Annotated in this window: 13 protein-coding genes; 9 read left to right on the top strand and 4 right to left on the bottom strand. The window is 52.0% G+C overall.

The genetic code is table 11. From position 1 onward, the window contains the following. Positions 1-159: 159 nt before the first annotated feature. Positions 160-1026 carry a replication initiation protein gene (locus tag H7698_RS30015; protein WP_016974330.1) on the bottom strand — a complete coding sequence of 289 codons (867 nt, stop codon included), beginning with the start codon at positions 1024-1026 and terminating at the stop codon, positions 160-162. A 1006-nt stretch (positions 1027-2032) separates the two neighbouring features. On the opposite strand from H7698_RS30015, the gene H7698_RS30010 reads away from it, so the two are divergent. The 9 genes from H7698_RS30010 (at position 2033) to H7698_RS29970 (ending at position 10957) form a co-directional block, all read left to right on the top strand. Continuing rightward, on the top strand, positions 2033-2512 hold the full coding sequence (locus H7698_RS30010; protein WP_011077916.1) for a hypothetical protein: 480 nt from the start codon (positions 2033-2035) through the stop codon (positions 2510-2512). 201 nt (positions 2513-2713) lie between these two features. Continuing rightward, on the top strand, positions 2714-3847 hold the full coding sequence (locus H7698_RS30005; RefSeq protein ID WP_016974331.1) for a ParA family protein: 1134 nt from the start codon (positions 2714-2716) through the stop codon (positions 3845-3847). 230 nt (positions 3848-4077) lie between these two features. Beyond that, positions 4078-5106 carry a ParB/RepB/Spo0J family partition protein gene (locus tag H7698_RS30000; protein ID WP_020372618.1) on the top strand — a complete coding sequence of 343 codons (1029 nt, stop codon included), beginning with the start codon at positions 4078-4080 and terminating at the stop codon, positions 5104-5106. 394 nt (positions 5107-5500) lie between these two features. Beyond that, on the top strand, positions 5501-5806 hold the full coding sequence (locus tag H7698_RS29995; protein ID WP_011077920.1) for a hypothetical protein: 306 nt from the start codon (positions 5501-5503) through the stop codon (positions 5804-5806). A gap of 955 nt (positions 5807-6761) precedes the next feature. Further along, positions 6762-7751 (top strand): hypothetical protein, encoded by a 990-nt coding sequence (locus H7698_RS29990; protein ID WP_016974333.1) that lies wholly within the window; start codon positions 6762-6764, stop codon positions 7749-7751. Between the two features lie 65 nt (positions 7752-7816). Further along, a complete protein-coding gene (locus H7698_RS29985) occupies positions 7817-8443 on the top strand; it encodes a hypothetical protein (RefSeq protein ID WP_016502327.1) in 627 nt (208 codons plus the stop codon). Positions 8444-8630: 187 nt separating this feature from the next. After that, a complete protein-coding gene (locus H7698_RS29980) occupies positions 8631-8990 on the top strand; it encodes a histone-like nucleoid-structuring protein, MvaT/MvaU family (RefSeq protein WP_016974335.1) in 360 nt (119 codons plus the stop codon). 144 nt (positions 8991-9134) lie between these two features. Next, on the top strand, positions 9135-9620 hold the full coding sequence (locus tag H7698_RS29975; protein WP_016974336.1) for a hypothetical protein: 486 nt from the start codon (positions 9135-9137) through the stop codon (positions 9618-9620). A 65-nt stretch (positions 9621-9685) separates the two neighbouring features. Continuing rightward, a complete protein-coding gene (locus H7698_RS29970) occupies positions 9686-10957 on the top strand; it encodes a hypothetical protein (protein WP_016974337.1) in 1272 nt (423 codons plus the stop codon). A gap of 100 nt (positions 10958-11057) precedes the next feature. On the opposite strand, the gene H7698_RS29965 is transcribed toward H7698_RS29970, so the two are convergent. From H7698_RS29965 to H7698_RS29955, 3 genes are all read right to left on the bottom strand, one after another. Continuing rightward, the gene (locus H7698_RS29965; RefSeq protein ID WP_016974338.1) at positions 11058-12317 is read right to left on the bottom strand and encodes a tyrosine-type recombinase/integrase; all 1260 of its coding nucleotides are present in this window, start codon (positions 12315-12317) and stop codon (positions 11058-11060) included. Next, complete coding sequence (locus tag H7698_RS29960) at positions 12314-12721, bottom strand: hypothetical protein (RefSeq protein WP_016974339.1); 408 nt, start codon at positions 12719-12721, stop codon at positions 12314-12316. Before H7698_RS29960 ends, H7698_RS29965 begins: the two co-directional genes overlap by 4 nt. Before the next feature lie 408 nt (positions 12722-13129). Continuing rightward, positions 13130-14482 (bottom strand): hypothetical protein (locus H7698_RS29955; RefSeq protein WP_208525902.1); only part of this gene is annotated, 1353 nt, incomplete at its 5' end.

Below are 14482 nucleotides of genomic sequence, written 5' to 3'. Positions count from 1 at the left end.
CAATGACCAGGCCAAGAAAACCCGCCACCAAGGCGGGTTTTTGCTATGGAATTGGCACTAAACGGACGGCAAATGACGACTCGAATGCCTGGGCAGGAATGAACTGCACCGGGAGCATTGCTAGAAAAGGCACAAACGGCCGTCAGATGACGACGCATGCTAATCTGGTTGCTCTTCTTCCTCTGCCGAAACAGTGAACAGCAGCCCAGCTTCCTGAGCTTCCGCCAACTCACCCAACGGCTGAGTGGCCAGCCATTCGCTATCTTCTGCGGGTTCAAACTCAGGAAGAGGGGGAAGATCTTCAGGGTCAAGTTCCAGATTAAGCGGGAGCTGTGCAACGTCACGGAAGGTGAATTTGATTGCGACCACCTTCCGCCCTTCCCTCTTCAACTCATAGCTGACATCCAGGTTGCTCTTAGTCTTCAGCTCCACAACTGCCGGATCTATGACTCTCTGGCGGAGGTTGTTGAATCGTTGATAGGCATCCGACAATCCGAGTGCGACCCGCAAGGATTCGACCTCAATGTAGGCCCATCCTGTCTTCCGAAACTGCATCAGCATCTCAAACAGCCGGAACGAATGGCTCGAGTCCAGGCAGGCAACCCGCCGAAGATCATAGCTAGTCACTTTGCTGTACAGCATCGTGAGATAGGGCATGACATGGATGGTGAACGACAACTCAACGCGACCCTCACCATCCAAATACTTGGCCCGATCGACCCAACGCTTCCGCTCCATGCCAGAGCCGTCAAAGGTCTTAATATCGCGCTCGTACAGCTCATCAGCTGCCACTTTCATCTGCTCATAGGCATGCCTGAGCTGGACGCCGTAGATATCCGAATAGTCCACGGCCGAGACAGACACCTTTTTCGGCATGGGCCTTCTTGGATCGAGTTTACTGATAGCCGCGAGGATCAACCGCTGCTCGTTGAGCGTCAGCCGGTACGACGCGGTAATCAGCGTATTGGATTTCGTAACCCGGAGCGGCTTAGGTTCCGGCTTGGCAGGTTTGGGTAAATTGGACATGTCTGGCCCCACGATTAGTAACGGAACCCTACAGAGAGATTACGCTGTAGTCGATACCCAGGAGTCGGTTAGGCTCTAGACCCCAGTAAAAATGGGCCTCACAGCCAACCACCTCATCCAATCGCAAGACAAGGGACAAATCTGTAGTCGATAGGCAGTAGCCGTAATTTGTAGTCGATTGGCGTCCGTTCGCCACGTAGAACAGCCGTAATCTGTAGTCGATAGCGTGGGACACCTTTGATCCACAGCCGTAATCTGTAGTCGATACCGAAGATAGGGCTGCAAAACTGCCTGGTCATACTCGTCCACGCACAGCCGTAATCTGTAGTCGCATCGAGCTGATGACTGTAAAAATAGCCGTAATCTGTAGTCGATAGGTCCAACGGTGAAGCTAAAAGACTATTTATTGGCGAATCCACCAAGGTAGAGGGCAAACCACTGAAAAACGTCAAATAAGCGACGGGCAATTTAAAATATCATTTAAAAACAATGAGTTATTGCGATTTCTATCCAAAGAAACGCCACTCAGGCAAATTCAGAACACAAAATTGCTTGAAATCGAGCCATAAAAACTCAAACTCGTGCTACGTGCAGCATCCAGCAGCCGGAATCTGTAGTCGTTAGACACAGCCCAGGCCCTCCATCCGGCCTGTGGATAACGGCCGCAATCTGTAGTCGTCACAGCCGGAATCTGTAGTCGCTTCAGCCGTAATCCATAGTCGCAAAGCCGGAATGTGTAGTCGCAATGCCGTAATTTGTAGTCGATGATCCTCTGGAGGCCACGTAATACAAGGGCTCCAGCTCTCTAAAAACAAGAGAACAACAAGAGAAAAACAGTTAAAAGGCTTTTAAAACTGAAAAGCTAATTTTCTGAGGGTTGAAAAACCAAAAGCAGACTCACAATCCAATGGCTGTTTTTCCGACGACAATTCGGTTCGAAAGCAGCACACCCACCAGGTCGGCGAGGAGAAAATGATCCCATCCGAATATGACCTGGAGGAACCCAATGAATACTGCCGCTTTCGCGGGCGTCGCAGCTTATCTGCTCAGCATGGCTGTCATAGCGCCGGAGCCGGTAAGCCTGACTGTAGGCGTTACGACGATCGTCGACGTCCAGCAGCACTACACCATCATCGACAAGATTGGTACGTCCTACACCGGCGGCCCGGTACTTAATCTCTCAGAATGGGAGGTAAACCTGGAGGGTGTCACTGACATTCAGCTGGCCTTCAACGCTGAAGGGGTACTGGATGTCGCTACGGTAAAAGCTGACAAACTTCACCTGGAGGAAGTGCTAAGCGGGCTGAGAAGCCAGCTGCAAATTGGCACAGACGAGTCCAGCCACGGGTTTGAGAACATCACATTCTTGTCTGGCTCCACCGAGGTAGTGGTCGAATCGCATCCCATGGACACCCAATTCACAGTCAACTACATAAGCGCGGACTTCAAACGTGCACGCACCGATGCCCAAAAACAGTACGCCTGACCGCTGACATCGGCTCTCGCTTTACCTAGCGTGAATTCGGGTTTAGTCTCCAAAACATCAAAGCCAAGCCGAACTGTGAGATGGAAAAAGCCGTTTCCAGTTCGGTTTTACAGGCAAAAACCCAGCCTGTACCATGATTTTTCTTGAAAAAGCGACTTAACGTATTATGATTCACCTGTATTCAACAATGCAGGGATCGTCATGCAGCAGCCAAGCGAGCAGTTTGAAGAGGAATCCGTCTATTTCACGGATTTCTCCACCCTCCTCTACCCCCCCAAATTTGCAGCCGATTGTTTTGGATTGACTACCCGTCGTCTTCAGGACATTGAGGATGAAAACGGGCTGGAAATTCGCCGCATTGCTCGCGGCACTGTCCCAACTCGGGCTTATACCCTGAGTGATATTTTCGATATCGCAGCGATCCGTAGAGCGAAAGGTCAAGCAAAGGGGCTACCACGGCAGGTTGTGATATCAACCTTCGTTCCCAAGGGCGGCACGGGAAAAACGACCGTAACGGTCAACCTGGCAATCTACCTCCAGATGCAAGGGCTCCGGATTCTTATCATTGATAATGATCCCCAGGGCGACTCGTCGAGTGAGCTGGGGTATGACCCAGATTTGGCAAGGTCTGACCTTGAATCGATGGGAATTCCTCCAGAGCGCTATGTTGAGGGCAACCTAGGGAACCTTCTGAGCCCAGAGCTGAGAGGTCGACAATTCGAGCCATTGTCTTTTGAGCAAGTCATCAAAAAGCCATTCGGCGAGAACGGCCCCCACCTCATCCCAGCTGATGCGTACCTCGAGGATCTTGTTGTTGCTTTAGACGCAGAGAACAATATGGATTTCTGGTATGCAGACTGGCTAGAGCGAGCCAGGACTGGAGAGATTCCCGGTATTGATACGTCAGCCTATGACGTGATCCTTTTCGACAATGCCCCTACCGCTTCTCGACTCACAAAAAACTCCATCGTCGCTAGCGACTTTGTTATCTGCCCTGTTCGGATGGATAAATTCTCTTTCCGCGCCCTTATGCGGCTGAACGAATGGATGGTTCGATTTGCCAAGGCATACCGTCGCTCCCCTGTTGTTCTAGCAATCCCGACCATGTTCATCAGGAACCGTAAACGCATCTTGAATAACCTTGTTGTTCTGAACGATCTCTTCCCTGGTCGGGTTGCTGAAGAAAAGCTCTATTACTCAGAAGACTATGGTAAAGCGCTGGATCAAGGCATTCCTCTGATCGTATGGAAGGGCGCTACCAGCAAAACTATTGACTCCATGCGCTCAGTTTTTAGCGAAGCACTCCAAAAAGTCCGGGAGTTTGCTTCTCAGTGACTGGTGCTCGGAGCACCACTTGGATTTTGAGCTTCACTGGTGCTCGGAGCACCACCTGGTTTTGAACTTCACTGGTGCTCGGAGCACCACCTGGGTTTTGAGCTTCACTGGTGCTCGGAGCACCATCAGTCTGCTGAGCTTAACTGGTGCTCCGAGCACCACTTGAGATCTTCAGCAGGCCCAAAGATTAGATGCGCTCCACGTTACAGCGGTTAATTGACGGAGAAATTATGGCTAAGTCAGAGGATTTTCCAGGAAGGCCAAAAGATGCGCCTACCTGGATGTCTGGCGTCAAAAGGACGCCGGCGGAATTGCCTGAACCCAATTTAAGAGTTTCGGTTAGGGAAATGCTTGCTCAGCAACAGGTCAATGAGCCTGTTGCTGAGCAAGCGGTAGCAGGCATCGAGGGCGAGAATAGCCAGGCTAAAGTCTCCGGCAAGGTTCTTGAAACGGGAGCCGCGAACGGTGTCATAGCTGAGATCAGCACCAGCAATATACGGGTATCGCCATTCCAGCCACGGCTGGCATTCAGCGAGGCAGCTATCGAAGACCTTGCAAATTCGATCGCTTCTGTTGGATTGGCCAAGCCCGTCACTGTCAGGCCGATAGGTGATGGCATTTATGAGCTGGTCGGCGGTGAGCGCAGATGGCGTGCTCACAAATTGCTGGGGCGGGAGACCATTACGTCATACGTCCGTGAAATGGACGACGCTTTGGCGCAGATCCTTGCGCTGACGGACAACGAAGGCCAAGAAGCGCTCACGGAGTACGAGCGAGGTAAATCTTACGCAAAAATTTTGGATTCTGGAGGTGAGCCATCTGTCAGGGCGCTGGGCCGCCGGTTAGGAGTCAATCACTCGATAGTGAGTAGATGCCTATTGCTGATGGACCTACCTAATGAAGTGAAAGCCATTCTGGACACGAATCCAGGACTCATCGGTGGGAAGCGGGCAAAGGATTTTATTGAATTCAGCAGCAAAGAGCCCGAACTACTTCTGCGAGCCGTGACGGCTATGCGTGATGAGCGATGGACACAAGAACACGCCCTGCGTTGGCTAGCCAAGGAAATTGCTTCACGGACCCAGAAAAACTCGTCCAGCAAATTCACCGATACTGAGATCAGTGGTATTGGCCGGGTTCGCGTAGAAGGAAAAAAAGTCGAGCTTCGTTGTGAGAAAAGTGTCGACGCGAAACTGATTGCGGAGCAGTTCGAGGCCTTTTTAAAGACAATTGACCGTTCTTTGATCGAGAGCGAATGATTCACATTTGCTTTGTAACTAAATATTTCAGACGCGAAACAGGTTAGAAAACGTGCACACGAAGGCGATGTGCCATGACAGAATATGGTTTTTTAGACTACGAGATAAGGACATATGGCAACCGCAGTCGCGCAACCAGAACACAGAGTGGTGCAACCGCAGACACGATTCGCCGCTCTCGCACAGCTGTCAAAGATTGAGCCTGAGCACCTGCACGGCCTGAGCCGGATTGAGCTGTTTTCGGTAATTTCAGAGCACTGGCTGAAGTGTTCAGCCCCCGCTCGGATTCACATGTTGAGCAGCGAAGATCGGTTCATCCGCGGTGAAGCGCGGGCTCAGAACAAAGCATTAAGCGTTACGCAAATTTGCGTGGACCAAGCTCCAGGGATTATCTATGAGCAATTCAACCAAACACCGTATCTCGCTGGCGTATGAGCACGAAGGTGAGGTGCGACAGGCCTCAGCTGAGGTGAACCAAACGAAGGCGAGCATCACCTTCAGCGGGCTTCCGAGCGTAAAGTTCCAGGTGTCACTGAGCGATCCTGAACAGGTGATATTGCAGTTGCCTACAGACCGCAAAGGAAAAAAACCGACGGTTTCTTGCGACATATCCTCGATCCCTGAGTTGGAAGCGGCTATGGACGAGGTGCGCAGGCAAGGTTGGCTTGGGCCAAAGGTGTCAGTGAGTGAGTGCGGGTGAACCAGCGTCGGTGCCTTGCTCCGAGATCTGGGCGAGTGAAGTTGACCTCAAGGAATCGCACAAGCGCATCCTTTTGCACGAATCGCAATTGACCCTCCAGCTCATTCGTTACTCTGTTGCTCTAGTGCGAGCAGAGAGTAGGCCAGGAGGCCGCAGGCCTAGCAGGGAAGCTCAAAGGAGGCTGTCCCGGAGCATCCCAGGCTCCGGTCGGGAAATGATCTACATAGATCCTCGTAGTAATCTATGCTTTCACCAGCCTGTTCGCCGTCCTTGTGTGTAAAGGATCGAGCTTACGCCGGGCAGAAAACTCAAAGCATCAATTAATGAAACTAATTACGCCTTAAATGGTCTGTGATGGCCTAGTGTTTGCTGTAGACATGGCCCTAGCTTATGCTGTGCTATGAAACAACTTTTTATAGGTTTTTGCCGTTCTGCGACCCGTTTACGAGCTGAAAAATGACGACCTTTTGACGCCGTTTTTGTGTAGTGATGCGGAACTGTATATCTATACACTGATTAGCATGCAGCCTTTGCCTTGACAGAAAATACCGAGATTCAGCTATGATCACAAAGATGCCGCCCCATGTAGTCAGAAGCTTTCCCTACTGGGAAACGCCACCAGAGCCGGGCCAGGATTTGCATGAATTGAAATGGGGTGTCATGGAAGTCCTTTCAGACAAGTCGCTTAGATTCGTTGACACAAAACCGGATCAAGCAGCACTCGAAGAACTAATAAGCCAACTTCAAGAGAAGATTTAATTTAGATTTTTTTATTGTCTGGGCTTCTCTAGAACACCAACCCCTGCTTATACGGCAGGGTTTTTTTTGAATGAAGATTGAGCCTAGGGTAGCAACAATGATCGCGAATTCAGACGTAAAAACGACCTGAAAAAGCGTCACTTGTGCGCGTCTTCGACGTATCGTTCTTGGATAAAACAGGAACGAGAAGCTGCTTATGCAAAGCTATGATCTTGAGTTTCACGATTACGCTCAGCTATTTCCGCTAATCATCGGAGATGACTACGAAGCCCTGCTTGAAGATATTGATGTCAACGGACAGCGTGCCTCGATCGTTCTCTATGAAGGAAAGATCCTTGATGGGCGCAACCGGTACCGCGTTTGCAAAGATCTGCTGATCGAACCCCGAACAGAGGAATACACAGGAGATGATGCCCTAGGTTATGTCCTCTCGCTTAACCTCTATCGCCGGCAGCTCACCGTTGCACAACGGGCTTTGATCGCTGCCGAGCTGTCCTCACTGCGCGGGAGTAGCGCTATCACTGTTGACCTGGAAAAGGCCGCCGGGCAGGAGCTGGAAGCCGCAAAAATGGCTATTGAGGAGGCAGCCAAAGTACTGGGTATCAGTCCGCGCTCTGTGTCTTCTGCGTGCAAGGTTGTCCGAGACGGCACCCCGGAGCTGCTGGATGCTGTCAAGGCCGGCGACGTAAGCGTATCCGCAGCGGAGCAGGTGGCTAAGCTGGAAAAAAAAGCACAGCAAGAACTGTGTAGCCGCGGGCCTAAGGCAATTCGTAAGGCCGCGAAGGACATGAGGGAGGAGGGTAGGTCGAAACCTGCGATGCCTAATAAGCCACTTCCGCTCTCAGATAAAAACGGTCTCCTGCCTCCGCCAGTACCGCTTGACGATGATGAAAATGAAGATGGCGCATCAGCCCCTGATGCACCGGCAAACCAAATAGCCGCGATTGAGCAAGAATCGGACGTTTTCTATACCTATGAGAGAAAGCCAGCGGCTCAGCTCCTGTTCGAAATGGCTGATGCTGGAATGCAATTTGGCCAGGAAGCTGAGGGCGTTGCCGACGACATCATGAATGAGGTTGAAGAGGGCCTGGATCTTCAGTTCCTTGCATTCGTTGTGGACGTAGCCAAGAGGCTAGAAAATCGGGTGAAGGCAAAAATGCAGGCCCGATATGCTGAGGAGACATGAGTGTTGGGATTTTCTGGAAGGGTGATTTCATAGGTTAAAGCCCGAACAGAAAAGGAGTACCCCGCATGCAAACAACTCAGGACGACACCGTAATGGATTTTGGCCCGAACCTCTTCGGTGGCGAGGGTGGCTCTGCGTCCATCCCTTCCGCTGATGATGCAGATGCTACGAACAAGGCCCAGGAGGGTACGGCGAGTATTTCTCATCAGATGACTGAGGGTTGTACCGAAGAAAACACGGCCGAGGCCGGCGGCGGCCAGGCTGGTGGTAGCAGCGCTCCCTCGAGCAGCAATGTTGCACCTGGCGTGAATACTCAACAGGCAGCCACTCAAACCAAGGCAGGGAAGTCCGAAGTTGGCACCAAAGCCTTGTCCAGTGTGAAAGCAGCCGTGAAGGTTTTCGAAAGCATCAATGGCTTCGACGAGCAAAGTGCGACTCAGCGTACTGTCGTTCGCGATCTAATGTTAAAGCAGTCCGAAGCCATGGAACTCAAGCTCCAGGGCAAGAAACCTCCCGAGGGTGAAGACTTTGATTCCATTGCGAAGCAGCTCCGGCGCGAGAACAACCGCCTCGACTCCCTGCTTGAAGGTAAGGAATCACTGTTCGGCAAGGCCCGGGAAGCCGCCGAAATTGCGATCGAAAACATGCAGGGCGTAATTGCCGAAATCAACCGTTTGGAGGAGGAGGCTTAGCCCTCCTGGACGCCATGAACAAGAAACTGTTCGTCGACATTCAATTTTACGCATTCTGGCCTTCCGCCGGATTCCTTGCGGGCTATGCATTCCTTGCATCGGCAGGCATGATCTAACCAGCAGCCCTAGCAAGCCTGGCGCGCACCGTCACGGCTCAGGGCCATGAAACCCAAACCAAGGAGACAAGATGTCCCTCATCACCGAGTACCGAGCCACAGAGGAAGCCATCAAGGAGCTTCAGGACCGACTGGAGAAGTTGAGCGGAAATGAAGCCCTTTTGAAAGAGATGGAGTTCGAGAAAAAGCTACGGGCCTTGATGTCTGAGTATGGCAAGAGCCTGCGCGACATCATCGCGATTCTTGACCCGGACTATCGAAAGCAAATTACCCATCAGCCTGGCAAACCTCGTGCGCAACGAGCAGTCAAGATCTACCGCAACCCCAACACGGGTGAGCTCGTTGAGACCAAGGGCGGCAACCACAAGACGCTCAAGGAGTGGAAGCAAGAGCATGGCGCTGATGTAGTCGAGACATGGCGAACCCAGTGAGTTTGCGCTTCCGCGGATCTTCTAAAATAAAAGGCCGGTGAACCCGGCCTTTTTTGTGAGTTCGGTTTGGCCACCGGGAGCTTGGGTTTTTTCAATTGAATGCGAACTTGAAATGGAGGTAAATAACTATCAACGGAGGATCAAATGGATAGCACTGAAAACGTCGATGAACGCCTGTTGGCCGCGGTTATGGATGAAGCGCAAACGGACTTCAGCATAGCCAGTATTGCAGTTGAGAAGATCCGTCAGGGAGCTGAAAGCATCGCCGCCGGCATGCACGGTCGCAACCATGTAAAGGCGTCATTCGAGCATTATGACGGTACACCGATGTCGCCTGAAGAAGCCTTGGCTCGCCAGTGTGTCCATGCGGCAAGTATCGGAAGATCCCTCGGTCAGGAGTTTCTTCTGAAGGCACCTGCTCCTCTTCTGGAGCAATTTTCCGCCGTGGCAGGGAACCGTAACGTTGCGGACAGTGGGGCAATGCTCGCCGGCCTGCTGCATGGGTTCATGATTGCATTCGCCACGAAGGAAACGGAGGAGCGAGCGCTGAAAGCGATGCTGGAGGTTGCCCGGATCTGCGACGAGGCCAACAATATTCGAGGCACCTCTTTCGGCCAAGCCAGCGAATGAATTGTTGCTCGGCGGGTAACTGGTCACCGTTTATGCCCATTGAGGCACTGGAAAGGAATTGAGTCATGTCTGACGACAAACACGTCAAAACTGAGCCACCGCGGATGCTGTTCGTGGACGAGTACAGCAACTTTTTGGGGGGACTGAATGACACGCTGAAGGAAGAGTTGCGAAAGGTGTCTGGCGTCCCTAATGCAACCTACCTGGTCAATGACGGGAAGGTGTTTGTCTTCGACAAGCTGGTACACCTGGTGAAAGAGCGCGAGCTGGATCAGCCGGATTTACCGCTTGCTGATCTGGCCCGCAGCCTGATCGTAGAGGCAACCGTTTCCGCCAAAGATGCAGTTGAGGCCTGGGGCGTTGTGCCGGTTGCCTATGAGACGGAGAAAGTCCCTTCCAAGGACATAGGTCCACTTGATACGCAGGGGTCTACCTTCTTGATCCGGCATCGGCCGTTCAACGCCCGACTGCCGGGCGCGTTCCGGGACGAAAGCGACGTGAAAACCGCGTTCGCCAACATCCTGCTGGGCGGCATTCACCCTGGGGACGGTGATTTCACCTATCGCGGGCAGGCGATGACGCTGCTCGATCCCCTGGATCTGACGTTGCTGCCAGCGCGACCAGCAATTCAAGAAGGGCCGACGCCAGAAAGCTGGGTTTACACCGCATTGGCTAACGTGGGGTTCGAGGCCGGCTTTGAGCCAGTCTCGGAGGTGATGTTCAATCGCGTGAAGGAGTTGGAAGCTGGGTGGCGTGCCAACATCGCCAGTGCCGCTAAGCACGCTCAAGCCCGGTCTGCCGAAGTGTGGGCCCAGGCGGTAGACCTGCGCCTGGACGCGCTGAACGATCCGTCCGATGAAGTGCCTGAGTACGCGCAGGAAGAGTTCGCGGAGCTGCGATCGTATTACCCTGAGCTGTCCATGCTTTCGGACGGCTCTCTCTACTCGTTGTTCGATGTGTTCCAGATGGAGTGCCGCTTCATTAACGGGTGGTCGGCGAACCGTGACGACGATTTCCTCTTCTACCTGCTCGGTAAAGTGGTAGACCGCAAAAACGATCACGAGACAGCCAAAGAGGTTGGTGAGTGGGTTGCCGACGCTCTGTTGCATGGCGAAACCCTGGATGTGGCCCTGGGTGTCGGTCGAGATGCCGATCGGTACAACCAAGAAATTGGCAAGCTCGCGCACCGGATTGCCGATGCGATGCGCTTCCTGGCTGAGGACAAGAAAGCGACCGATCTTCGTGGTCGTACTATCACGACTATGGGGGACACATTCAGGATGGGCAGGAAGTACAACGCCGCAGCTATGGTGGTGGAGCAGAAACTTCCATCCTGATCTCGCCTATGAAATATAGGAACTGCGAGGGAGAGGGCACAGTTCAGGCAAAATTGGTTGTTACTCGGGCGCTTCTGGCAGAGCGCCCTCACCTCGGTGGTCAAGCGGCCGGCAGAACCTTGGCCTGATCTGATCCAGCATCAGGGGCAAGCTCCGAAACCAGATCCGATACCTCACCTTGCACCTGAGGAGCGTTGGCGACAAGAAAGTCCCCCCAATCCTTCATCAGGGCGCGACGCTTATCCAGCAAGTCACCTCGGTTATATGCTGCTTCAACCTTACTGGTGAGGGTATGCGCGAGAGCCATTTCGCAAACCTCTCGCTGGTGATCGGTTTTTTCCGCGGCCCACGTCCGAAAAGTAGATCTGAACCCATGCGGTACGACGCCATCGACCTGGAGCTGGTCGAGCACCCTGGCCATGGCATTGCCGGGAATGGGGCCTGTTCGCCAGGAGTTGAGAAATATCCACTTGTCATGCTTTCCGACCTGCTGCCGTAGCACCTCGAGCATTTGCTCTGTAAGGGGTACCCGGTGAGCCTTGCCCGCTTTCATGCGTTCTGCTGGGATGTACCAGATTCTCTCTTCCCAATCTATTTCCGGCCACTGGGCCCCGCCCACCTCTTGGTTACGGGTCGCAGTCAGAATTGCGAATTCAACAGCACGAGCTGCTGCCCCATCCAGGGAATCGAGCCTGGCCAACAGCTCAGCAGTGCGTAAAGGTGTCGGAGACGGGAAGGGGACTACCGTATGTGATTGCTTGGGCAAGAGCTTGTCGAGATGGCCACGCCACCGTGCGGGGTTTTCACCTTGTCGAAGCTTCAGTGCCTTCGCTGCATCGAGCACGAGCTCTATGCGATTCCGGACGCGGTTAGCCGTGACGGGGATCTTGCTCCAGATCGGTGTCAGCACATCCAGGATATCGTCCGTGTCGACCTCGACTATCCGAAATCCGCCTATGACAGGGTAGACATGCTTCGTGAGTGAATTCTGCCATTGCTGGTGATGCTTCTTAGACCAACTCGACGAATGCGTGCGTATGTACCTTTCCGCCGAAGACCGAAACGTGTGGCTCGTTGTAGTTCGTGAGGCTTTGGCGGCTTTGGCCTTCGCACGCTCAGCGGCTGGGTCGACGCCACGGGCGATGTCGAGCCGGTACTTGTCAGCCTCCAGCCGTGCGTCTCTGAGGCTCAAAGCAGGGAATGTCCCCAGGGCTAGATCGTGCCGTTGCTTCGCCAGCATATAGCGAAAGACCCAACTTTTCCGCAGAGTAGCTGATACACGAAGAATCAACCCTCGGCCGTCCTGGTAGGAGCCGGGCTGGTCGATGTCCTTAACGAACTTAGGGGTCAGTTTGCTCATGAGGTGCCCTCGGTCACCGGGCCATTTTTATCAACCGCCGGCTCGTGATCCTGAAAAGCGAGAGAAATGTTCTCCGGTGGGACAAGGCGAAGGCAAGCAAGCTCGTACCCCGCATCTGAAACGAGGTGTAAACCGGAGCGATCAACGGCGAGAACGGAAATCGCTCCAGGCTCGTCATCAAGCATTTCACCAAGCCAGTTACTGAGTGCGTCTTCTACTGCCAGCATCGACCCAAAAAAATAGACCATTTCCTTGGCTTCGCCGAGTAGTTCGGAGCGAGGGCCAATCTGCGGCCGTAAGCCTTCACGGAAGATGGACTCCAGATTACGAGTTGGCGTGACGTGGTAAATCTCACCAGAAATTGGCTCGTTTTGAGCGTGCTCATTCGAATCATGGTTTTTCACTACGGATTCCTCGCGGCTCGTTTGTTCGCAGGCGCTGATACTGCAATCGCGCCAGATCTCGCCGGAATGTAGGAGGATAAGGTATCCCCATACAAAATGGCTACAGGCCACAGGATATAAGGGATTACAGGGAACCCAAATATTACGTCCCACATCATAGCCCACAGTTGCTATCGAGCAGAATGAACCCTTCAGGAAGGAGAGGAGGCAGGCTGTGAGAGCTTGAGTGTCTGGGCCTAGTGAAGGGGAGGGGCGTGTATGCCCCCCAAAGGTCTGATTACTCTGTTCGGACTGGTCTGAGCAATCGGTAAATAGTAAAGGCTGGGGTCTGAATCGAAGCAAGTTATCCAGTTAGTGAAACTGGCCGTCACCAGAGGAGCAGTAGACATTAACAAATGAAGTTGCTTTTTAAGGATTATAAGTTGTTTTTTTAAATAACCTGGTGCGTCTTGTCACGGTCGATTTGTAAGGCCTATTAAGTTTCTCTGAGATCTCTCTGAGCGTAAGATTTTGGTAATTGTCAAGAAGGAATTTATCTTCATCCTTGGTCCATCTAGTTCTTTTGAAAGTCAATTCAAATTCATTGGCTATCTCAAGGACATTTTGGATAGTGCAGGAGATTCGCTCTGCCACCCATGTGGCTCCGTACTTTTGATAGTTATCCCTTATAAACTCGATATCCATACTTAGGAGGATTCGAGAGACTGGCTTAAGCCCCAAGCGGTTAGCCTTTCCAACGACTTTATCAACGGAGGTATTCAGCTCATTTGATATCCAGACACATCCAAAACTAGAGTAGTTGTCGATGATAAAATCTATTTCTGCCTTACTAAATACTCGCCTTTCTCTTGTTGGTTTCAAAAAAGCTCGGCGAAATTTAACAGCTGCTAGCGTTCTTCCGAGTTCTAAAGCTACCTGTTCACAGCCAAGCATCTGAATGTTCTCGACGAGAAAACGATCGTCCTCTATAGTCCAGATTTTTTTATTTCCCATCTTGATTTTAAGCGATAGTGCTTTAGCTTCGACGCTCTTTTTTGTCCGGCCTATGTGTTCAGCACAGTGCCGTGCGCCACGATTTGCATAATTTTGAGCTATGTAACTAACTTCATCAACTGAAAAAGGTGACTTATGCTTCAGCTCGATATTTAGGGTATTTAAAGCTCCTTTCAAATGCGAAGTTGATATTCCAAGTAATTTTTTTATTTGCTTAAAACTAAGGCGGAGTCGATTTTTTTTAATGATTTCCTTCTGGTTTTCAGATAAGTAAGATTGTTTCTCGCTGGAGACTGCCTTGGCAGTCTTGCCCAGCCAATCCAATCTTATGTCTATTTGCGACTTGCTACGTTGGAGCATGCTGGCGAGTTCGCTGATAGTTTTGATCTCTGCGTTTTCGGCAAGGATGCGGTCATCCTCGCTCGCCCATTTGGGGAAGGCGGGCAAACCTAGGCGAACCCTCGCTCTATCTATAGCATCTGGCTTAACACCGAGGGTTATGGCTATTTTATCTTTGCTCAATTTATTGATGTTCTCTTTTAGAAAAGCATCAAATTCGCTATTCCACTTTTTCTTCATATGATTAGCTCGATTAAACATGCAGTTCTGCAATTCGCTAATTGTGAAATGGGCTAAACCCAGGCGGCGGCAAAAACTGAGTGCAACACCTGACCTTTCCGGTACGGTGCTGCCCCTATGTCTTATACCGAACTCAGCGTTGAAGAGCGCGCCACCATTCAAATCAGTCATGCCCAAGGCTTCAGCCTG

The organism is Pseudomonas sp. p50(2008), assembly GCF_015351605.1.
Lineage (GTDB): Bacteria > Pseudomonadota > Gammaproteobacteria > Pseudomonadales > Pseudomonadaceae > Aquipseudomonas.
The sequence above is the reverse complement of the archived record's forward strand: the minus strand, read 5'-3'. Positions and strand labels throughout refer to the sequence as shown.

Coding starts and splice junctions, on each gene's coding strand:
- H7698_RS29995 (WP_011077920.1), top strand. CDS start 5,501: ATGAGCAATTCAACCAAACACCGTATCTCGCTGGCGTATGAGCACGAA.
- H7698_RS29970 (WP_016974337.1), top strand. CDS start 9,686: ATGTCTGACGACAAACACGTCAAAACTGAGCCACCGCGGATGCTGTTC.
- H7698_RS29965 (WP_016974338.1), bottom strand. CDS start 12,317: ATGAGCAAACTGACCCCTAAGTTCGTTAAGGACATCGACCAGCCCGGC.
- H7698_RS30000 (WP_020372618.1), top strand. CDS start 4,078: ATGGCTAAGTCAGAGGATTTTCCAGGAAGGCCAAAAGATGCGCCTACC.
- H7698_RS29990 (WP_016974333.1), top strand. CDS start 6,762: ATGCAAAGCTATGATCTTGAGTTTCACGATTACGCTCAGCTATTTCCG.
- H7698_RS29985 (WP_016502327.1), top strand. CDS start 7,817: ATGCAAACAACTCAGGACGACACCGTAATGGATTTTGGCCCGAACCTC.
- H7698_RS30015 (WP_016974330.1), bottom strand. CDS start 1,026: ATGTCCAATTTACCCAAACCTGCCAAGCCGGAACCTAAGCCGCTCCGG.
- H7698_RS30010 (WP_011077916.1), top strand. CDS start 2,033: ATGAATACTGCCGCTTTCGCGGGCGTCGCAGCTTATCTGCTCAGCATG.
- H7698_RS29980 (WP_016974335.1), top strand. CDS start 8,631: ATGTCCCTCATCACCGAGTACCGAGCCACAGAGGAAGCCATCAAGGAG.
- H7698_RS29975 (WP_016974336.1), top strand. CDS start 9,135: ATGGATAGCACTGAAAACGTCGATGAACGCCTGTTGGCCGCGGTTATG.
- H7698_RS30005 (WP_016974331.1), top strand. CDS start 2,714: ATGCAGCAGCCAAGCGAGCAGTTTGAAGAGGAATCCGTCTATTTCACG.